At 31.5% G+C, this 20,541-nt stretch carries 20 protein-coding genes; 15 read left to right on the top strand and 5 right to left on the bottom strand.

Going from position 1 to position 20,541, the window contains the following annotated elements; genetic code table 11:
* The first annotated feature begins 92 nt into the window (after window positions 1-92).
* From B4A23_RS16020 to B4A23_RS15965, 12 genes are all read left to right on the top strand, one after another.
* The gene (locus B4A23_RS16020; protein WP_291121380.1) at window positions 93-2,609 is read left to right on the top strand and encodes a hypothetical protein; all 2,517 of its coding nucleotides are present in this window, start codon (window positions 93-95) and stop codon (window positions 2,607-2,609) included.
* 15 nt (window positions 2,610-2,624) lie between these two features.
* Window positions 2,625-2,750 (top strand): hypothetical protein, encoded by a 126-nt coding sequence (locus B4A23_RS16015; RefSeq protein ID WP_291121378.1) that lies wholly within the window; start codon window positions 2,625-2,627, stop codon window positions 2,748-2,750.
* 105 nt (window positions 2,751-2,855) lie between these two features.
* A complete protein-coding gene (locus B4A23_RS16010) occupies window positions 2,856-3,038 on the top strand; it encodes a hypothetical protein (protein ID WP_291121377.1) in 183 nt (60 codons plus the stop codon).
* A gap of 144 nt (window positions 3,039-3,182) precedes the next feature.
* Window positions 3,183-3,629: a lysozyme gene (locus B4A23_RS16005; protein ID WP_291121375.1), complete on the top strand. Its 447-nt coding sequence runs from the start codon at window positions 3,183-3,185 to the stop codon at window positions 3,627-3,629.
* Window positions 3,604-4,158: a hypothetical protein gene (locus B4A23_RS16000; protein WP_291121373.1), complete on the top strand. Its 555-nt coding sequence runs from the start codon at window positions 3,604-3,606 to the stop codon at window positions 4,156-4,158. The genes B4A23_RS16005 and B4A23_RS16000 overlap by 26 nt, the downstream gene beginning before the upstream one ends.
* Before the next feature lie 108 nt (window positions 4,159-4,266).
* Window positions 4,267-6,120 carry a M1 family metallopeptidase gene (locus B4A23_RS15995; protein WP_291121371.1) on the top strand — a complete coding sequence of 618 codons (1,854 nt, stop codon included), beginning with the start codon at window positions 4,267-4,269 and terminating at the stop codon, window positions 6,118-6,120.
* On the top strand, window positions 6,120-6,893 hold the full coding sequence (locus B4A23_RS15990; RefSeq protein WP_286477316.1) for a type III pantothenate kinase: 774 nt from the start codon (window positions 6,120-6,122) through the stop codon (window positions 6,891-6,893). The genes B4A23_RS15995 and B4A23_RS15990 overlap by 1 nt, the downstream gene beginning before the upstream one ends.
* Window positions 6,894-7,037: 144 nt before the next feature.
* A complete protein-coding gene (locus tag B4A23_RS15985) occupies window positions 7,038-7,613 on the top strand; it encodes an RNA polymerase sigma factor (protein WP_286486871.1) in 576 nt (191 codons plus the stop codon).
* A complete protein-coding gene (locus B4A23_RS15980) occupies window positions 7,597-8,259 on the top strand; it encodes a hypothetical protein (RefSeq protein ID WP_291121369.1) in 663 nt (220 codons plus the stop codon). The genes B4A23_RS15985 and B4A23_RS15980 overlap by 17 nt, the downstream gene beginning before the upstream one ends.
* A 29-nt stretch (window positions 8,260-8,288) precedes the next feature.
* Entirely contained in the window at window positions 8,289-9,329 is a 1,041-nt protein-coding gene (locus tag B4A23_RS15975; RefSeq protein ID WP_291121367.1) for a PorT family protein, read from the top strand.
* Window positions 9,330-9,480: 151 nt separating this feature from the next.
* Window positions 9,481-9,930, top strand: coding sequence for a hypothetical protein (locus tag B4A23_RS15970; protein WP_219034524.1), 450 nt, complete (start codon window positions 9,481-9,483; stop codon window positions 9,928-9,930).
* Window positions 9,930-10,400 carry a hypothetical protein gene (locus B4A23_RS15965; RefSeq protein ID WP_291121365.1) on the top strand — a complete coding sequence of 157 codons (471 nt, stop codon included), beginning with the start codon at window positions 9,930-9,932 and terminating at the stop codon, window positions 10,398-10,400. The genes B4A23_RS15970 and B4A23_RS15965 overlap by 1 nt, the downstream gene beginning before the upstream one ends.
* Window positions 10,401-10,449: 49 nt before the next feature.
* Here the strand turns inward: B4A23_RS15965 and B4A23_RS15960 are convergent, their stop codons facing one another.
* The 5 genes from B4A23_RS15960 to B4A23_RS15940 are packed head-to-tail and all read right to left on the bottom strand — an operon-like array spanning window position 10,450 to window position 14,430.
* Window positions 10,450-10,737: a hypothetical protein gene (locus B4A23_RS15960; RefSeq protein ID WP_280061879.1), complete on the bottom strand. Its 288-nt coding sequence runs from the start codon at window positions 10,735-10,737 to the stop codon at window positions 10,450-10,452.
* Window positions 10,738-11,235, bottom strand: coding sequence for a YkgJ family cysteine cluster protein (locus B4A23_RS15955; protein WP_291121363.1), 498 nt, complete (start codon window positions 11,233-11,235; stop codon window positions 10,738-10,740).
* Window positions 11,217-11,648, bottom strand: a complete 432-nt coding sequence (locus B4A23_RS15950; protein WP_291121361.1) for a pyrimidine dimer DNA glycosylase/endonuclease V — start codon at window positions 11,646-11,648, stop codon at window positions 11,217-11,219. The genes B4A23_RS15955 and B4A23_RS15950 overlap by 19 nt, the downstream gene beginning before the upstream one ends.
* A gap of 34 nt (window positions 11,649-11,682) precedes the next feature.
* The gene (locus B4A23_RS15945) at window positions 11,683-13,038 is read right to left on the bottom strand and encodes a WG repeat-containing protein (RefSeq protein WP_291121359.1); all 1,356 of its coding nucleotides are present in this window, start codon (window positions 13,036-13,038) and stop codon (window positions 11,683-11,685) included.
* A 36-nt stretch (window positions 13,039-13,074) separates the two neighbouring features.
* On the bottom strand, window positions 13,075-14,430 hold the full coding sequence (locus tag B4A23_RS15940) for a hydroxymethylglutaryl-CoA reductase, degradative (RefSeq protein ID WP_291121357.1): 1,356 nt from the start codon (window positions 14,428-14,430) through the stop codon (window positions 13,075-13,077).
* Window positions 14,431-14,607: 177 nt separating this feature from the next.
* Between B4A23_RS15940 and B4A23_RS15935 the strand changes: the two genes are divergently transcribed.
* From B4A23_RS15935 to B4A23_RS15925, 3 genes are all read left to right on the top strand, one after another.
* Window positions 14,608-16,767, top strand: coding sequence for a S9 family peptidase (locus B4A23_RS15935; RefSeq protein WP_291121355.1), 2,160 nt, complete (start codon window positions 14,608-14,610; stop codon window positions 16,765-16,767).
* Between the two features lie 171 nt (window positions 16,768-16,938).
* Window positions 16,939-18,423, top strand: coding sequence for a peptide MFS transporter (locus B4A23_RS15930; protein ID WP_286474640.1), 1,485 nt, complete (start codon window positions 16,939-16,941; stop codon window positions 18,421-18,423).
* Window positions 18,424-18,452: 29 nt separating this feature from the next.
* Complete coding sequence (locus B4A23_RS15925; protein WP_291121353.1) at window positions 18,453-20,537, top strand: peptide MFS transporter; 2,085 nt, start codon at window positions 18,453-18,455, stop codon at window positions 20,535-20,537.
* Window positions 20,538-20,541: the final 4 nt, after the last annotated feature.

Below are 20,541 nucleotides of genomic sequence, written 5' to 3'. Positions count from 1 at the left end.
TTTAAAGCATGTGTAAAATTACACGTACAGGATAAACTCATTTTTAAAAATTAAGATATGAGCATAGAAAAATGGAACCTAACTTATAAAATATGGCAAATATAGAAAATCAACAACCAGAATATAAGTATACAGAAAAAAATACTTTAAAAAATTGGTTCAAAAGCAAATTAAAACCTACTCAAGCTCAGTTTTGGGCTTGGATGGATAGCTATTGGCACAAAGGAGAAAAACTACCAATTAGTACAATTGATGGATTGGGAGAAGCTGTGGATGGAAAAGCTCCTATTGTGCATTATCATAATCAATATGCAACGAATGATGCAAACTCATTATCCGTAGAAAATGTTGAACAATGGAAAAAGAAATTGGATGTAGATAATTTACAGTTTGACGATCAAGCAATTTCTTTAACCAATGAATATGTAGATTTTGGTTTAACAAGCGACTCTAAACAAGCTCAGTTTAATCAATCGATTTATAATTCAAATCAAACTAAATTAAACAAACCAAGTTATGAAGGTACTACAGATGAATACCCTTATTTAGTAGGTATTGATACAGAAGGATATTCTGCAAATATTTCAATAGATCAGATAGGTAAAGTAAAAACTATAAACAACCAAGACCCTGATGAAAATGGTAACATAAAAATAGAAGAAGAGTTTGTAAAAAATGGTACTGGATGGTCTTTAAAATATAGAAAAGACAACCCTTCATTTTATGGTACATTAGGTCAAAATGCTTTAGACTTAAGTTATACTACATCAGCTAATACATTTGAACCAGATAGATTTTCTTGGGGTGCTAATGGTATGAATAGTTTTACAGTAGGATATAAAAATTCTGCTATGGGTAATGGTTCCATAGTAGCAGGTTCTATTAATTATTCACAAGGTCAAACAAATCATATAATTAGTTACAGAAGTGTTATTCGTGAAGATAGAGGTTCTGCTAATAAAGGTAAGTATTCAAATGGAATATTTGCTGGTGAAGGTAATGAAATTACCAACAGTATGTTTAGTGTCATATTAGGTAGTAATAGTAGTAGTGTAGTTGGAGAAGCTAATGCTAATAATAAGAATTATTATAATGCACTTAATGCAATTTTAAGTGGCTCTCAAAATAAAATTACAAGTAATGCAAATTGTAGTGTAATTTTAGGAGGAGCACTAAATGTATCGCAAGGAATTAACCAATTAGTTAGTGGTTCAAGAAATCAAGCAGTAACTTATGGTGAGACTTTAGTAGGTGTATATGGAACTGTTCAAGATACTTCTCTTCCTCCTTCAGATTATGTATCAAATGCTAGAATGTTTAATGTTGGTGTAGGTACTTGGTATGGTCAGAATCAAGATGATTTTATAAGAAAAGATGGGCTTTCTGTATTCTGGAATGGTCTTGTCACAGCACCTACAGTAAACAATGTTGATATAGAAAATAATTCTAAAGCTTTAACTACAAAAGAATTTATAGAGAATAAAATATCTAATTTTCCATTACCTACAAACTGGTCTCATTCATCTCAACGTTTTTCAGGATTATTAGATAAATCAGCAGATGCTACGTATAACAATTTGTTAGGAATTGACAGTAACGGAAATGTTGCAAAAGTAGGATTAAATGCTTTGACTAATGTAATGGCAAAAAGTAGTGATGCACAAAAAGAAGCTTTTAGATTAGCTAGTAGAAAAAGTACAGAAACTTATAGTGTTGGACAAGCTCGCGTAGATTTTGTTAATCCGCCTATTATTGATAAAACGAAAAATTATAATCAATATGTTACCATCATTGGTATCAATTTATTTTTAAATCCTGCCACCACTATATTAAAATTTCGCCATCAATCTACACAAGAAGTTAGGCAAATAACTAATTTTCAAACACAACAAACTAATGCACAAGTGTTAGTTATTAGTGAATTGTTTTCAGATTGGACGGATGGAAATTGGGAGATTTTAATTGAGAACAATGGTATTAATAATATAGTTAATAATGTTACTCTAGAAATTGCTCAAAATTTAATTAGTTCGCCAGTCAATTTAACATGGGAGAATTTGAAAGTTTCAAATGATGCGATGCCTGAAAATATGGCTACAACAGCAAATAGTATTAATATGACAGGATCTGTGAGCCAGGACTTAACAGTGCATTCATCTGTATTAGTATCAGAAATTGAGAAAGAACAAGGTTGCATGATAGCAATAGAATTCTCAGGCGCATCAACACATAATATTAATTATAATATTCAATCCAATTATTATATAGGATTTATTGGTGTTAATGACCAGCCGTTATTAACTACTAATGTAGAAGTAGGATTTCATGTAGTTAATACATATCAATCTACTGCTATTGATTTTTTACCTTCAAACACAGGAGCAGGGATAGCAGGGATGCCCATTGTAGATACAATATATTTTATGTTCAAAGGTAATATTTGTACAATGTATTTCTTTCAAAAAAACAAATTACAAATAGTTACAACTAATGCTTTAAAAGGTGATTTAGGTTTAAAAGTTTATAGAAATCAAGGAAATTTAGTAGGGGGTAATCTAAATCTAAATATCGCGACTAAATATGTCAAGAATATTCAAAATAGGCCATAAATAAAACTACTACCAATGGACAACGTGAAAGGAAGAATACTTTTAAAACAGCAAATTTCAAATCTGAAGGAAGTAGGATTTGAAGATATAGAACGTACAGTTAATGTAATGCAAGCGCATATTGATGGAGGTAATTACTAGCAATTTTATGTCAATTATTTCATCTCATACACTCGTGATGGTGTAGATGTTTCACATTTATTTAAAAATCAAACATCTTATGACTGGTATATCAATAATAGCGAAATGATTCAACAACGAGATGCAGATTTTAAACTACTCCTAGATGAAAAAGGAGAATTTATATTAGTCCCTGCTTTTGATTACATAATGGATGTATTTGATGGTTTGAATGCAATCTCATATGAAGTTTTAAAATTTTATATAATTGAAAATGATATCGATGGTAAATTGGATCTAACAGTGTAAATGGTTGCAGAGCTTGTTCCGAATTTTCGGCAAGAAGTTGTTCAACTTCACAGAAAAATAAACATTTAAAATAGTATTTAAAATCAATTTAAAAACATGTGTAAAATTACACATGCAGGATAACTCATTTTAAAAAATAAAAAAATGAATATAGGAAAAAAAGGCTTAATGCTTATAAAAAAATATGAAGGTTTTTACCCAAAACCATATCTCGATCCAATTGGTATTCCTACTATTGGTTATGGTGCAACATATTATCCTAACAAGGTAAAAGTAACTATGAAAGACAAATCTTTGACAGAAAAAGAAGCATCAGAATTATTAGTACAAATGCTAAAAGTATACGAAAATCAAGTTGCATTATTAGTGACAAAACCAATCAACCAATCTCAATTTGATGCATTAGTATCATTTACATATAATCTTGGTGCAACAAATTTATCTCACTCCACTTTGTTGAAAAAAGTAAACAAAAATCCAAATGATAAATCAATTGCAGATGAGTTTATTAAATGGAATCGGGCAGGAGGAGTTGTATTGAATGGTTTAACAAAAAGACGTAAGGATGAAGCAATTTTGTATTTTTCTTAGTATATTTTTTTTATTCTTAGCTTGTGCCACAAAACAAAAAGTAAAAGAGATTAAGAATGTAAAAATTGAGACAGAAAACTTAATAAAATTCGATTCTATTTCAGAACTAAAAACGATTCAATCAAAAACAGAAAAAATAGAAGAGTACAATAAAATTGAAAATGATTTTAATGAATTGTTTATTCAATATGATGGAAGTCAAAGTGATAATTTAAGTATTTTAGTTAATAGAAATTCTGAAAAAACAGAATTTAATATCACAGGAAAAGGAAAAGTATCATTTAACCAAAATAAATTGAAAGATGTAAAGTCTAATATTTATAAAAATTCATTGGATACAATTTATGAGCATACAGTAAACTTAGAGCAGGAAAAATTGATTAATCAAAAATCAACATTTAATTCTGATCAAAAAAAGAATGAAAAAACAACTAAAGGTATTCAGTTTGGATTTTATTTATTGATTTTTGGAATAATCCTCTGTTTTTTATTTGCATATATTTTTATTCGTTTTTTTAATAATAAGTAAACTAATCAATTTTTAAAAAGTATAAAAACCCAAAAGCTTGAAACAAAACTGACTTGTTTCAAGCTTTTTTGTATTTTTGAGAGATTAAAGTTTAATGATTAGTTAGAAATGAGAAAATTTACTTTACTAATTTGCCTTTGTTTGGTACAATTTGCTTTTGCGCAACGCAAAGGATATTGGCAACAAAAGGTAGATTATAAGATTGATGTTGATATGAAAGAAAAAGCATATCAATACGATGGAAAAATGCAATTGAAATACACGAACAATTCAGGACAAAGCCTGAATAAAGTTTATTTTCATTTGTATTTTAATGCTTTTCAACCAGGAAGTATGATGGATAATCGTTTGCAAAACATTCCAGATCCTGATAAAAGAATGGCAACGAATGTTGGAACAAAAGAAAATCCTAAATATGTTAGCCGTATTTCTGAATTAAAACCAGATCAAATCGGTTATCAAAAAGTGACTTCTCTTAAGCAAGATGGTAAAGCTGTTTCTTATAAAGTTGATGGAACAATCTTAGAAGTTACGTTAGCAAAGCCAATTGCAGAAGGACAAACTTCTACTTTCGATATGGTTTGGAATGCGCAAGTTCCTGAACAAATTCGTCGTTCTGGACGTAACTCCAAAGATGGTGTAGAATTTTCTATGGCGCAATGGTATCCAAAAATGGCAGAATTCGATCCAGAAGGTTGGCATTTAGATGAATATGTTGGTCGCGAATTTTTTGCTCCTTTTGGTAATTTTGATGTTACAATTAACATCGATAAAGATTATGTTGTGGGAGCATCAGGAGAATTACAAAATCCAAATAATGTAAAAGGTTATGTAAAAAATCCTACAATCAAAGCAAAAAATGGTAAAGTAGCTTGGAATTTCAAAGCTGAAAATATTCACGATTTTGTTTGGGCTGCAGATAAAGAATTTATTGTGGAGCACGAAAAATCTAAACATGGCGTAGATGTTTATTTAGTTTACCAAGATAATGATAAATCTTCTGCGTGGAGGCAAGCGATGCCTTATGCATTAGGTTTCTTCGATTATAATTCTGAACATTTTGGTGAATATCCTTGGAAAACGTATTCAATTATTCAAGGTGGTGACGGTGGTATGGAATATGGTACTGCAACTTTAATTGCTGGAGGAAGTAATTTAAATAGTTTAATCGGTACAATTTTCCACGAAGCAGCGCACTCTTGGTACCAACAATTATTTGGAATCAATGAAACGTACAACGAATGGTTCGACGAAGGTTTTACATCATATGTAGAGCAAATGGCACACCTTAATGTTGTAGATAAATTAAAAGTAATGCCTTCTAATCCAAATCCAGATGCTTACAAAGGATATATTAGTTTAGCACTTTCTGGAAAAGAAGAACCTGCAAGTTTATTGGCAGATTATTACAACACCAACTATGCATATTCTTTGGAAGCTTATTACAAAGGTCAAGTTTTAGCGATTCAATTGGGTTATATTATTGGGAATGATAATTTGAACAAAACATTTTTAGAATTCTATAAACAATGGAAATTCAAACATCCTTCTGGAAACGATTTCAAACGTGTGGCAGAAGAAGTTTCTGGAATTAATCTTAAATGGTATTTCAATTTATTTATCAATACAACACGCAAAATTGATTACGCTGTAGAAGCTGTAAACGGAAATACAATTACAATTGCTAATAAATCAGATTTTGCAATGCCGATTGATTTATTGGTTGAATATACAGATGGTTCTAGAGAATTATTTTACATTCCTTTACGTGAAATGCGCGGAGAAAAACCAGCAGAAAATTTAGTGGAATATCAAGGTGCTAAAAGAACAATTTTAGAAGATTGGTTCTGGACAAAACCTACATATGACGTTAAAGTTTCAAAAGAAATTAAACAAGTTACCATCGATCCAACAAAACGTTTGGCAGATGTAAATGATAAAAATAACGTATTTACAAAATAATGTTATTAGCAGTAAATATTGGAAATACTAATCTTCGTTTCGCGGTTTTCAAAAGTGAAACGGAGATTATTACATGGACAATCAATTCAAAACCTTATCGTACCGAATACGAATTTTTTGCAAAATTCTCGAACATGTACGAGCCTTTCGGAATTGAGAAAGACGATATTACAGATATTGTGATTGGTTCGGTTGTGCCACCACTTACAGCAAGCGTTAAGATTGCTTTACAAAAAATTCACAAGTTCAAACCAATGGTTGTAGATCGTAATACGCCATCAGCAATCAAGCATAAGTCAAACCAAATGGGAACAGATTTATATGCGAATGCGGTAGCTGCGCATTATCAAAATTATCAAGGTAAAAAAATTGTCATTGATTTTGGAACTGCGCTAACTTTTTTAGGGATTGACGAATCGGCAAATGTTGGTGGAGTAGTGATTGCTCCCGGAATTATTACTGCCTTAAATTCGTTGGTAGGAGAAACGGCTCAATTACCAACAGTCGAACTGAAAGCACCTAAAACTGTTTTAGGGTCTGATACAGAATCTTGCATGCAATCAGGAATGGTTTATGGTTTTTTGAGTATGGTCGAAGGAATGATTGATCGTATCAATGCTGAAGAAGGTGAACAATGTTATGTGATTTCGACAGGTGGAGTTGGCGGTGTTTACAAATCGTTGACAGATAAAATTGATATTGATGATCGTCTACACACGATAAAAGGTCTTAAAATATTATACGAATTGAATAAAGATTCGTTTCAGAAATAATTTATTTTAGATAAATATGATTAAAAAGCTCGCTAATTGCGAGCTTTTTTCGTTCTATATCAAATCATTTCAAAAAAAATGTTTAATTTTCTGTAACCTTTTTACAAACCTTGAGTCTATTAAGTAAGAAAGCAATTAACACACGTGAAATTATTTGTACTAAATCGAAAAAGTAAAGAAGAAATTTTAGTCGATCGACTAAAAAAGAACGATGCTTTGGCGCAAAAAGAACTCTACGAACAAAGCTCCAAAAAGATGTTGAGCGTTTGTAGAAGCTACATCGAAGACATGCATTATGCAGAAGATTGTATGATTAATGGTTTTTGTAAAGTCTTTAATCATATCGAGAAATTTCAAAATAAAGGAAGTTTCGAGGGATGGATGCGTCGAATTATGGTCAACGAATGTTTAACTTTTTTACGTGCAAATAAAACATTGATTTATGTTGATGATGTAAGAGTTTCTAATTATGATGAAGCGGATGAAGAAGTAGAGGAAACGTGGTTAAATTTTAATGTGCAAGACATGTTAGATCAACTTTCAGAACCTTATCGATTGGTGTTTAATCTTCATATTCTCGAAGATTATTCGCATCAAGAAATTTCAGAAATGCTGAATATTTCGGTATCGACTAGCAAAACGCAATTGTTTCGTGCAAAGGCAAAACTGAAAGAAATTGTTCTAAGTAAAAAGAAAATGACAAATGAAAAACAACGATAAAATATCAAACTATATAAAAGACGATTTAGAAAATCGTGAATTGAATCCTTCTCATGATGCGTGGGACAGAATTCAAGCTCGTATGGATGTCGCTCCATCACCACAAAAATCAAATTTTAAATGGTGGTTGTCTGCTGCGGTTGTGGCGTTATTTACGGTTTCTACATCAATTTATTTATTCTCGAATCAATCGAAAGATGATCAACCAAAAGAATTTGTAAATCATCAGGAACAAAATAATCCGCAACAAATTCAATCAGATTCTAATACAGTTCATTCTTCAGAATCGATTTTAGCGAATAATGAAAAGATTGATTCCTCTAAAAAAGAAGTTGAAATTCAGACACAAGAAGAGAAGAAACCAATTCAACATGGTAAAGTTCAAGTGGCAATAAACGAAGAATCTCAACAAGTTGAAATGGCTTTTCCAACGAAGAAAGAAGCTACTGTAGAGAAGAAAGAAGATTTAAAATCAGAAGCTCAACCAAAGAAAAATATTGCAGCTAACACAACATTAGATTCTGTAAAAGTGAACAAAAAGAAGAAGAATTTTGTGGATCCAAATATGTTGTTGTATTCGATCGAAAATAAAGAAAATCTAAAGGAGTCAAACCAATCGCGCGTGGTTTCTATCGGCTTCAAATAAAACATTAATATCCCTAAATTAGCAAGATTATGATAAAAAAACTTATCGTAGCAGGATTATTATGCTTATCAGCTACATCATTATATGCTCAAAAATTTACATTTGATTTGAATGATAAAAATGACGAAAAAATCAGTCCAATTGTAAAAGATCGCATCAGCGAATTTACGTTAGTGATTCGTCAAATTGTTCAGGAAGAAAAATCTGCAATGGAAAAGAAAATTGCGGCAGTTGACAAAGAATTAACAGAAGGAAAACTGAATGCTTCTGAGGCTACAGCGAAGAAAGAAGCGATTGCGAGCGTGTATTCGGGAACGATAAATGATCGTATTCAGGAGGTAAATTTCAATTTAGATGATATCATCAAACAACAAGTTGCATTTTCGATTATGAATGGTGAAGACCCAATTACGCCAAAAACGAAACAAGATGTGACGAAACGTTACCGAATTGCGAATCAAATTAACGGTTATGCTTCTTTTGGATACATGGCGTTTACAGGAAAAAAAGACGAAGAATTGAACAAACACGAGAAGTTTTCGAGCAATTTAACAGTAGGTTTAATGTATGAAAGACAATTATCGTTAACAAGTCCTGTTAACTTTTTGGCAGGAGGGTTATTTTCGTGGAGAACGTATCGCATCGACGATGATATGCGCTTTAATCGTGACGAAAATGGAAATGTTGGCTTGGTAAAAAGTGATAAATCGTTAGACAAATCGAAATTGCGTTCGGCTTATTTTATGGTTCCGGTTGGATTTAAATACAACTTTTCGAAAGTCAAAAATATTACCGAAGATTTTGCATATCGTCCGCAAGGAAAACACTATATCGCAGCGTATATGTATGGAGGAACGTTGTTGTCATCGAATAATATTTACAAAGGAGATGGTGTTCGCAACAAAGAACGTGGAAATTATAATGTGAATAATTTTATCTACGGAGCTGAAATAACAATTGGTTTAGGATTGATTGATGTCTTTGTAAGAAAAGATTTGAACAATTATTTTAAAGATAACACATTCGATAATCGTAAAATGATTCAGTTTGGCATAAATCTTGGTATATAAAAAATATCTCAATCATAGTTTTAGTGTTGAAATTTTATAACATAACATTTTTAAAATATAATGAACCTCAGATTTATCTGAGGTTTTTTATTTGTAGAAAAATTTTCTAAATCTGTTCAAAAAAATTGTAAATTAGTACAAATCCAAACAAATGGTAAAATCTAAACTTAGTTGGCAAACACTTCTTCTCGTCATCATTTTTCTATTATTAATGATGGTTAACTTTACGTTTGTCAAAGCTTTTTGGTTTGGAGGAAATTTTTGGATAGACGAACCTTTTTTGCGCATTGGCGTTTTCATGATTTCTTTGCTTGCGTCGATGTCAATTTTATATGATTTAACGTTTAATTTGACCTTATTTACGTTAAAAGAAGAAACGTTCGAAATCAGAACAATTTTCAAAAAAGATGAAATTCCATATCGAGCAATTTATTATTTGTACGAAGAAGAAGATATTTTTCGTTTGAATCGCAATCAAATTCTAACCATTCAAACCAAAAAATCAAAGTTCAGATTACGCAGTTTTTTTGATTCAAATTACGATGAGGTAAAAACTAAATTGACCGAAAAAGCACAGCAATACGTTAATTTATTGGCTTAATGAGTACCGAAAAGTCAACGATAAAAGCTGATGTTGCGATAAGATGGACAATATTAATTGTGTTGTCTATATTTTGTCTTGTAAAAATTGTTGGTGAAAGGAATAAATTTTCTTCAAAAAGTTTTGTATTCGTTACTCCTCAAAAATTAGATGAACAAGAAGATAGTTCATTTTATATAGTTTATAATTATTGGAAAAATCCAATTTATAAATATGATTCAACAATTATAAAGGTGAATTATAATAAAACTGATGCGGTTTATTATGCTGAATTAATCCAGAAAATGCAGAAAAATAATGTTGAAAAATCTGGAATTAAATTCAAATTAAATGATAATAATACGTTTGCTGATTTGACGAATTTGCTGCAAATTATAGAAAATGAAAATCATAAAAATTTCACATTCGATTTTGAAAACGATTATTTATATATTCTAAATCTAATTCAGATTCAGATAAAATCAAAATGATAGAAGCTCAATTATAAATTAAAAAACGTCGCTCACAGAGCGACGTTTTTTAATTATTACTATTGTTTTTTAAGTAAATCAGAATGTTTTGTATTAGCACTAAAATTGCAAGAGACGTAAAAAACATAAAGCCAACATAAATGGCAACTTGTTTGTCTTGACCAATTTTTATGAAGATAAAATAAGCCAAAAGCGTTCCCATGATTTGCATCAAAACGGCGCGCCAAGCAATTTTTTTTACAACAGCAGCGTCTTTGGTCCTAAATCCAGCAATTCCTTGATAAATTGTCGGAAATATCAACATAATAAATGCGATTATTTTTAGAGGTGTTTCCATTTATACTTTTATTTCTTTCTGCATTTGTTCCACAACTTCGTAGGTTGCAGGACAAATTAGCGTGTTTTTTAAGGTAAGATGATTAATTTGATAAAACTTTTTGCGATCTGTATGCGGATATTCACGGCAAGCCTTCGGGCGATCTTCGTAAACCAAACAATAATTGTCGCTATCCAAAAACGGACAAGGAACTTGCTGCAAAACGTAGTCGTTATCCTCATCAATTCGTAAGTATTTATCAATAAACTGACTTGGTTTCAAGCGAAAAACATGTGCCAAACGCTCAATATCTTTTTGCGTAAAAAGTGGACCAGTTGTTTTGCAACAATTTGCACAAGAAAGACAATCAATACGATTGAAAACATCTTCGTGAATTTCTTCCATTTTTTGATCCAAGTTTTTAGGTGGTTTTTTCTTCAACTTCTCCAAAAACTTTTTGTGTTCGCGTTGTTTTTCTTTTGCTTTCGCAAAATATTCTTCTAAGAAATGATCTCCCATTTTTCTATTTCTCCTTCTTTTACTTCGAAAATCTCAGCGCAATCAACCATTTTGAGGTTTTCAATTTGTTTGAATCGCTTAGGATCTCTTTGTTCTAACTTCTTTAATAAATGGTTGAATTCATATTGCATTTGACCTGTTGTAACCTCAATTTTAATCCTTTTGAAATCAAAATCAATTTTATTTCGATCAAAGTTATAACCTCGTCTTGTGGCTTCGTCCCAAACTTCTGCCAAATATTGATTAATCGCTCCAAGCGGTTTTTCTACAGCTTTGAAGCGAATTAATTGCGGATGATTTTTATAACCTTTTGTATTGCCTTCCAAAACATTTTTTGCCAAGAGCGTTTCGCGCCATAGAGCTACAATTCCTTTTGCATCGAGATATTTCGGATGAACAGACCAAATTCGCATTTGTAAGATTTCTTATTTATTTTTAATAAATTAACTATTCTTCGGGATTAACAAATTTGAATGTCTTTCCATCTTTTTCAAACTCAAATGTATTCTTATCATCATTAGAAATCTTATATTTATCATAAATAGTAGGAATTACCTCTTTTCCTTTAATATTAAACATACCTACTTTTTTATTTTTAGATACGAAAAATAGAAGGTAGTCATCGTTAGCTTTTTTTATATAATCATATTCTATAGGAATGATAATTTGGTTGTACTTATTTAATAAACCATATTTATCATTTTGCTCAACTATAAAGGTGTCATAAACAGGGAAGCTAATATTATCATAAATAGCTGGAATTATATAATTATTTTTTTGATCTTTAATTCCTTTTTTTCCAACTTCATCGATGTTAAAAAAATCACCCCAATTTGAAATTTTTGCAGAAGAAAATGGAATAATCATCTTTCCTTTGCTATTGATGACTCCCATTTCTCCTTCATTATTTTTTATAATAAATGTATCTTTAGCTCCATCATATCTCCAAAAATGAAAATCTGACGCGATAATATTTCTGTTAAAATCATAAATAACATCTGTATTATCTCTATCAACAAGTATAACTTTAGCATCTTCGTTTATAATTATATTTTGATTCATTCCTTCTTCTGGAAAATCTATTAATATTGATCCGTCTAGATAAAACAATCCTGCATTAGAATTATTTGTTTTGTAAATTTTAACAAACCTTTTTGCGTTAGAAGAAGATTTATGGGATACAGATTCTACTTCTTTATAAAAAGGAAATATGATTTTCTTAGATTCAAAATCGAAAATACTTTCTTTTCCATCTTTCGTTATAATTAAAATATCTTTTGGGTTAAATCTATCATATTCAATAGGTAATATTTCGTTGAACTCTAAATCAAAAATCCCATATTTATTATTTTTTTTTGCAAGAAGATATTTTTCTCCATAAATATATTTTACAAAATCTAATTTTAATTCGTCTTTTTTATCTATTATTTCTTTTGGATAATAATACTCTAACTCAGGAGGAGAAGTTTCTCTCTTCTTAAATAAGAGTTCTAATCTTGGTTTTCGAATTTCTTTATTTTCAAATTCATATTTATGTAACTCGTTAAATGCGTATATGTTATCTTTAGATAGAATCTCATAGTTTCCTTTTTTTGCAATTTCCTTTTGAAGTTTATCAATCTTCTTCAAATTATCCTCACAAGCCATTACCATATTATTAAAAGTAATCATAGCTTGTTTTGCATTATTATCCTTTAATAAATTTTTAATATCTTGATTATAATTTTCAAAACATCTTTTATCTTGAGAATATAATAAAATTGAAAAAAATATAAAAAGGAATGATATTCTATTCTTTATCATAAATATATTTTAATAAGTAATTGAATATGAGTAATTTTATTTATCTTTTTTGATGTCTTCTACATTTTCTACACCACGTAATCTGCAAAACTCTTCGATGACATTGTGATGAGAAACCGTTTTATCTTTGAAATAATTGACAAAATATTTCTTTTCTTCCTCTGTTGCTTCCAATTGATTCAAGATATTCATCAAGTGCATTTTCATGTGACCTTTCTGAATTCCAGTTGTAACCAAAGAACGCAACGCACCAAAGTTTTGCGCTAATCCAGCAACAGCAACAAATCCCATCAATTCTTTAGCATTTGGTTTTCCAAGAATTCCCATCGCTAATTTTACTAATGGATGTAAAGCTGTCAGTCCACCAATTGTTCCAAGAGCAGTTGGTAAATCAATCCAAAAACGGAAAACTCCGTCTTTTACTTCGCAATGTGTTAATGAAGAATATTGACCATCTTTTGCGGCATATGTATGCGCACAAGCCTCTACAGCACGAAAATCGTTGCCTGTTGCAATGACAACAGCATCAATTCCGTTCATAATTCCTTTGTTGTGAGTTGTTGCACGATAAGGCTCTATTTCTGCAATTCGAACCGCACGAGAAAACTTCTCTACAAATTCTTCTGAGGTTACATTCCCTTCTGCTAATTGCTCAACAGGACAAGAAACTTCTGCACGAACAATACAATCTGGCGTATAATTCGATAAAATACACATCACGATTTGAACTGAATCTTTTTCGTCATCTGTAAAAGTAGAATCAGCCTCGATTTCGTTTCGTAATGTTTTGGCAAATTGCTCTAAACAAGAATTGATGAAGTTCGCACCCATCGAATCCATCGTTTCGAAAGAAGCTTTTATTTGATAGTAATTCGCTAAATCTGCTGTTTTATCAATTAGCTCTAAATCTAAAATTCCACCACCGCGCGCGCGCATATTTTTAGTGATATCATTTGTCGTTTCGATTAATTGATTTTTAATCGTCGTTTCAAATGTATTTTGCAACTTTTCTTTGTCACCTTCGTACATAAAATGAACGTGACCTAATTTTGTTGTTGATAAAATAGCTGTTTTGAAACCACCACGAGTTTGCCAAAACTTCGCAGCCTTAGAAGCCGCAGCAACAACAGACGACTCTTCAACTGCCATTGGAATAGCGTATAATTCGTCATTGATTAAAAAGTTTGGCGCTAAACCAAACGGCATATAGAAATTAGAAACTGTATTTTCTGAAAATTCGTCGTGCAGTTTTTGTAAATCTGCATCATCATTCCAATATTGTTTCAATACTTTGATGGCAGATTCATCACCATTCAAATATTCATTGACAACCCATTCAATTTTTCCTTCTTTCGATAATTTCGAAAAACCTTCTACTGCTTGATGCTTCATATTGGATATTTTTTTATAAGACAAAATTACAAACGTTTTGATTGATAGAATGTATAAAAATACTTAAAACTTTTTGTACATCTTTTATTTATGTTCATTATTCGGTTGAAAGGGGTTTTCTAAAAAATATAATTGTTTATATTTGATTGTTTGAACTCACATGATTAGAAAATTAATATGAAAAAATTTATTTTAAGTTTAGCTGTCCTTGCGATGGGCGCTTATTCTTATGCACAACAAATAACCATTGAAGGGATATATGGCGGAAAATACCGCGAAAATTCATTGTACGGTGTGAACTCATTGAACGATGGAGAAAATTATACTATTCTGACAAAAGACGGATTGGTAAAACGTTCGTACGAATCGACATTGAAAAAAGGTCAGACTTCTGATGTAGTTGTTGTTCCTGGAAAGTTTGAAGGCTATGAATTTAGTTCTGATGAGCGTTACGTTTTATTACAAACTAATTCGCATCAAATTTATCGTCATTCGTTTACTGCAAAGTTTGAAGTATATGATACACAAACAAAATCGAAAGTATTGTTATTTGATGGAAAAGGAATTCAAGAGCCTTTGTTTTCGCCAGATGCGTCTAAAGTAGCTTTTGCTTTTGAGAATAATTTATATATTCAAGATCTTAAATCGAACAAAGTAACTCAAGTTACGACTGATGGTAAAAAGAATAATATTATCAACGGGATTAACGATTGGGTTTACGAAGAAGAGTTTGGTTTCGTAAGAAATTTTGATTGGAATGCAGATGGAACTTCGTTGGCTTATGTTCGTTTTGACGAATCGAAAGTAAAAGAAATTAATATTCCGATTTATCACAACAATCTTTATCCACAAGAATTACGTTACAAATACCCAAAAGCTGGGCAAGACAATTCGGAAGTTTCGTTACATGTTTTTGATACGAAGAATAACTCAACTGCAAATGTTAATTTAGGCGGAGTTCAGAATTATTACATTCCGAAAATTAAATTCTCTACAAAAGCGAATTTATTAACGGTTGTAACGTCTAACCGTCACCAAAATAATGTAGATGTTTCGTTTTATGATATCAACACGAAAAAAGTAAATAAATTATTTACTGAAACAAATAAAGCGTGGATAGAAACGGATAATTTAACGTTAGAATTTTTAGCAGATAATTCGTTCTTATGGACTTCTGAACGCGATGGAAATAACCATATTTACCATTATGCAGATAGCGGAAAGTTAATCAATCAAGTGACGAAAGGAGATTGGGAAGTAACGAATTACTATGGGTATAATCCTGGAAATAAAACACTTTATTATCAATCAAACTCAAATAATGGAAAACGTATTTCTACAGAAAGACAAATTTCATCAGTTAGTTTAGATGGTAAGAAAACTACAATGTTGACGAAAAATAATGGAACAAATTCGGCTGCTTTTAGTAAGAATTTCACGTATTTCATTAATACTTTTTCGAATACAACAACTCCAAAAACAATTAGTTTAGTAGAATCTAAATCTGGTAAAGATTTGGGTATTATTGTTGATAATACTTCTTTAAAAGATAAATTGACTACAGATAATATTGGAACAAAAGAATTATTTGTATTGAAAACTGCAGCAGGAAACGAATTGAATGCTTATGTAATCAAACCAAAAAACTTTGATCCAAACAAAAAATACCCAGTTTTGATGTATCAATATTCTGGACCAGGTTCTCAGAATGTGAACAATGCTTATTTCAACTCGAATGATTATTGGCACATGATGTTGGCGCAAGAAGGTTACATTGTTTTCTGTGTTGACGGTCGTGGAACGGGATACAAAGGAGAAGCTTTCAAGAAACAAACGTATTTGCAATTAGGAAAATATGAGGTAGAAGATCAAATTGCTGCAGCAAAAGAGATTGGTAAATTACCTTATGTGGACAAATCTCGTATTGGAATTTGGGGTTGGTCTTACGGAGGATTCATGGCTTCGAATGTATTATTCAAAGGGAATGATGTGTTCAAAGCGGCAATTGCTGTTGCTCCTGTAACAAACTGGCGTTATTATGATTCTGTTTATACAGAGCGTTTTATGCGTACACCAGAAGAAAATGCAGCTGGTTATGATGACAATTCACCAATCAATTATGCAAACGAGTTGAAAGGTAATTTCTTATTAATTTCTGGATCTGCTGATGATAATGTACATCCGCAAAACACATTCGAATTATCGGAAGCGTTGGTACAAGCGAACAAAGATTTTGATATGGCAATTTATACCGATAAAGATCACGGGATTTATGGTGGAAACACGCGTATTCAGCTTTACCGTAAAATGACAAACTTTATCAAGAAGAATTTGTAAGAAAAAAGCTGTATTTATTAGAATACGCCAATGAATAAGATGAAACATTATTCAAATTGACAAAAATCATACATTAAACAAAAAAAACCTCTGCATTGTCGGAGGTTTTTTTTATTTTCGTTGATTGCTAATAAAATCTAAATGATATATTAGCGCTTAGTTAAAGAAATTATGAGTCAAAAATTAACTTTAGAGCAAATTCAAAACTTTGAAGGGAAATACCCAAAACAGCTTTGGCATTTGTTTATGGTAGAAATGTGGGAGCGTTTCTGCTTCTATGGAATGAGAGGAGTTCTTGCCATTTTTATGGTAGATATGTTGGGATTAACGGATGCAGAATCAAATTTAAAATATGGAGCAATCCAAGCTTTTGTTTACGCATTTACTTTTATCGGAGGTATTTTTGCAGATAGAATCTTAGGGTTCAAAAAATCATTAGTCTTCGGAGGGTTGGTAATGGTTGCAGGAAACTTATTAATTGCAACAGATCCTCATCAATTTTTCTATTACGGAATTACATTAAGTATTATTGGAACAGGTTTTTTCAAACCAAATATTTCTTCGATGGTTGGAGAACTGTACAAAGCAGATGATCCAAGACGTGATGCTGGATTCGGTTTATTTTATTCAGGAATCAACATTGGTGCTTTTTTAGGAGGTATCGTTTGTGTTTATTTAGGTAAACAAGTTGGTTGGAATTATGCTTTCTTAGCAGCTGGTATCGTAATGATAATTGGAGTTGTTTTATTCTTATTTATCCGTAACGAGCTGGGACCAATCGGAGATTCTCCATTAGAAAAGATGGATCCTAAGAAAAGATTAATTAGAGAAGTCGCAGTATATGTAGGAGCATTGGTTTGTATTCCTTTAATTTTTATCATGATTCATAATACAGCATACACAGATATGTTTATGTTTACTGTAGGACCATTGGCTATTATTTATTATTTAATTCAATTATATAAAATACCAAGTTCTAAAGAAAAAAGTAAGTTTATTGCTGCTTTTATCATGATTACGTTCTCTATTTTATTCTTTGCAATTTTTGAGCAAGCAGGAGGTTCTTTAGCTTTGTTTGCAAACAAAAACTTACATTCAACTTTATTTAGCGTCCCATTAGATCCAAACATTGTGAATAATAGTGCAAACTCATTGTATGTTATTATTTTCTCACCTTTATTGGGATTAGTTTGGTTATGGATGGCGAAAAAGAAAATTGAGCCAAACACAGTTGTAAAATTTGGTTTAGCTTTCTTGATGTTAGCAGGGGCTTATTATATCTTCTATTCATTAAGATTCTTTGCAGACGAAAATGGATTATCATCATTAGAAATATTTGCATTAGCATATTTTGCAGTTACAATTGCAGAGTTGTGTTTATCACCAATTGGATTATCAATGGTAACAAAATTATCTCCAAAACACTTAGGAGGAATGATGATGGGATTATGGTTCTTAGCATCTGCTTACGGGCAATATTTAGCAGGTATTTTAGGAGCTGGAATGTCTGATCCTAGTCCAACAGCATCTTTAACAGATAAATTAATGGCATACACAGATGGTTATCAACAATTGGCAATTTACTCTTTAGTTGCAGGTGTTATTGTCATCGTATTGTCACCATTTATACGCAAATTAATGCAAGACGTAAAATAACTTTTAAGATATACTTTTAACAAACAAACATGAGTTCAAAATCGGAAAATTTCTTTGATTCAAAAGTACTAGGACATCCGTCGGGATTGTTCGTGCTTTTCTTTACAGAGATGTGGGAGCGTTTTTCATTCTACGGAATGCGCGTTTTATTAATTCAGTTTTTAACAGCTGCAGTTATTGGGTTAAATCCAGGTTGGGAATGGTCTATAGAAAAAGCAACCGCTTTATATGGAACATACGCAATGTTACTTTACATTACGCCCATCTTCGGAGGTATTATTGCCGATAAATACATAGGTTATCGTTGGGCAGTTGTAATTGGTGCGATTATTATGACTCTTGGTCACGCATTCATGGCTTTTGATACACCTATCTTTTTATATTTAGGATTGGCGTGTTTGGTTATCGGAACAGGATTCTTTAAACCAAATATGACATCTATCTTATCAGAAATGTACAAAGACTTTCCTGAGAAAAAAGATGGTGCTTATACAATTTTCTACATGGGAGTTAACGCTGGTGCATTCTTCGGAATGATGTTGTGTGGATTCTTAGCAGAAAAAGTAGGATGGCACTGGGGATTCGGTTTAGCTGGAATCTTCATGTTATTGGGTACATTACAGTTCTGGTTAGCAAAACCATTATTTGGACATATTGGAGAGGTTCCTTCAAAAACAGGAAATCAAATTACTGCGGATGATGATACTCCAAAATACGAACCAGGAGAAAAACCAAATCCATTTACAGTTTTAGATCAAATCTTAATCGTTATTATGACGCTTTTAGGATTAGGCTATGCGTTCAATGATCCGTTAAATGCAATTGGTGGAATTAACTTATTCCCATTCTCTATCGGAGGTTTATCAGGACAAAATGTTGTTATTTTAGTAGCATTATTCTTGTTCTTTTTTGTGGTAATTCGTCGTTTGGCAAATTACACAAAAGTAGTTCGTGACCGTATGATTGCGGTAATTATCTTTGCATTCTTCGTTATCTTCTTCTGGATGTCTTTCGAGCAAGGAGCTACATCATTGGTAATCTTCGCGCGTGATAATACAGAACGTAACTTGATTGGAGGTGCTGCAATGGCATTCAATGTTTTCAATACATTATTAACAGTTGTTCCATTATTGTTCATCTCGTATGTATTGATTTTATTAGCAAAACAAACATTCAAAAAAGCGGCTGCATCTAATATTGTTTTAGCATTTACTTTCTTAGGAATTTGGGCTGCGGCAATTTGGATGTTAAACTATAACTGGACTTCTCACTCTTACGATGTTTCTTACCAAGCAATTGAAACGGCTAAATTAGACGACGCTGGTAAACAAGTTATGAACGAAGAAGGAGAACCTGTTTTTGATAAAACACCAGTTACGGCTTCTTATGTGGCAAACTCTACAGATAAAATTGTAACTGAAACAATTAATTTAGCTTCTCAAGATGCTTTAACAAAAGGATCTGATATTAATATTCACAAAGAAGGGGACAAATTTGTATTAGTTTCTCCAGAAAGTTTAGTGAAATTAGATACTGAATATAAAAATCAAAATAAACCATCTGAAGTTGTTCCTGCGAAAGTAGCAGAGATTAAAGATTCTCAAGTAGAAATTACCGTTTCTTGGTTCTCAACTTTAAACTCATTCTTCATCATTGCATTAGCATCATTAGTTTCTCGTGTTTGGGATTCTAAATATAACCCATCAGCTTCTGTAAAATATGGTTTAGGATTAATCATTATGGCAATCGGATTCGGATTCTTAGCTTTCGGTTCTTACGGAATTTCAGAAGGCGTGCGCGTTTCTATCATCTGGTTAGTTTTAGCTTATTTATTCCACACATTGGGCGAGCTCTGCTTATCTCCAGTTGGACTTTCGTATGTATCGAAATTAGTTCCAGCACGTATGATTGCATTTATGTTCGGAATGTGGTACCTTGCAATTGCAATTGGTAACAAATTGGCAGCCATTTTAGGAGGTCAAATCGAAAATATTACAAAAGAATATTCGTTATCAACTTTCTTCTTAATCTTTACAATTGTACCAATTGTAGCAGGTTTAATCGTTATCGCATTAAATCCAGTCATGAAGAAATTGATGCATGGAGTTAAATAATAAA

This window comes from Empedobacter sp. UBA7248 (genome assembly GCF_002472945.1).
Taxonomy (GTDB): Bacteria; Bacteroidota; Bacteroidia; order Flavobacteriales; family Weeksellaceae; genus Empedobacter; species Empedobacter falsenii_C.
The sequence above is the reverse complement of the archived record's forward strand: the minus strand, read 5'-3'. Positions and strand labels throughout refer to the sequence as shown.

What these genes read in the sequence shown, in the direction of transcription:
- B4A23_RS16020 (WP_291121380.1), top strand. Translation starts at nt 93, where the DNA reads ATGGCAAATATAGAAAATCAACAACCAGAATATAAGTATACAGAAAAA.
- B4A23_RS16015 (WP_291121378.1), top strand. Translation starts at nt 2,625, where the DNA reads ATGGACAACGTGAAAGGAAGAATACTTTTAAAACAGCAAATTTCAAAT.
- B4A23_RS16010 (WP_291121377.1), top strand. Translation starts at nt 2,856, where the DNA reads ATGATTCAACAACGAGATGCAGATTTTAAACTACTCCTAGATGAAAAA.
- B4A23_RS16005 (WP_291121375.1), top strand. Translation starts at nt 3,183, where the DNA reads ATGAATATAGGAAAAAAAGGCTTAATGCTTATAAAAAAATATGAAGGT.
- B4A23_RS16000 (WP_291121373.1), top strand. Translation starts at nt 3,604, where the DNA reads ATGAAGCAATTTTGTATTTTTCTTAGTATATTTTTTTTATTCTTAGCT.
- B4A23_RS15995 (WP_291121371.1), top strand. Translation starts at nt 4,267, where the DNA reads ATGAGAAAATTTACTTTACTAATTTGCCTTTGTTTGGTACAATTTGCT.
- B4A23_RS15990 (WP_286477316.1), top strand. Translation starts at nt 6,120, where the DNA reads ATGTTATTAGCAGTAAATATTGGAAATACTAATCTTCGTTTCGCGGTT.
- B4A23_RS15980 (WP_291121369.1), top strand. Translation starts at nt 7,597, where the DNA reads ATGAAAAACAACGATAAAATATCAAACTATATAAAAGACGATTTAGAA.
- B4A23_RS15975 (WP_291121367.1), top strand. Translation starts at nt 8,289, where the DNA reads ATGATAAAAAAACTTATCGTAGCAGGATTATTATGCTTATCAGCTACA.
- B4A23_RS15970 (WP_219034524.1), top strand. Translation starts at nt 9,481, where the DNA reads ATGGTAAAATCTAAACTTAGTTGGCAAACACTTCTTCTCGTCATCATT.
- B4A23_RS15965 (WP_291121365.1), top strand. Translation starts at nt 9,930, where the DNA reads ATGAGTACCGAAAAGTCAACGATAAAAGCTGATGTTGCGATAAGATGG.
- B4A23_RS15960 (WP_280061879.1), bottom strand. Translation starts at nt 10,737, where the DNA reads ATGGAAACACCTCTAAAAATAATCGCATTTATTATGTTGATATTTCCG.
- B4A23_RS15955 (WP_291121363.1), bottom strand. Translation starts at nt 11,235, where the DNA reads ATGGGAGATCATTTCTTAGAAGAATATTTTGCGAAAGCAAAAGAAAAA.
- B4A23_RS15950 (WP_291121361.1), bottom strand. Translation starts at nt 11,648, where the DNA reads ATGCGAATTTGGTCTGTTCATCCGAAATATCTCGATGCAAAAGGAATT.
- B4A23_RS15945 (WP_291121359.1), bottom strand. Translation starts at nt 13,038, where the DNA reads ATGATAAAGAATAGAATATCATTCCTTTTTATATTTTTTTCAATTTTA.
- B4A23_RS15940 (WP_291121357.1), bottom strand. Translation starts at nt 14,430, where the DNA reads ATGAAGCATCAAGCAGTAGAAGGTTTTTCGAAATTATCGAAAGAAGGA.
- B4A23_RS15935 (WP_291121355.1), top strand. Translation starts at nt 14,608, where the DNA reads ATGAAAAAATTTATTTTAAGTTTAGCTGTCCTTGCGATGGGCGCTTAT.
- B4A23_RS15930 (WP_286474640.1), top strand. Translation starts at nt 16,939, where the DNA reads ATGAGTCAAAAATTAACTTTAGAGCAAATTCAAAACTTTGAAGGGAAA.
- B4A23_RS15925 (WP_291121353.1), top strand. Translation starts at nt 18,453, where the DNA reads ATGAGTTCAAAATCGGAAAATTTCTTTGATTCAAAAGTACTAGGACAT.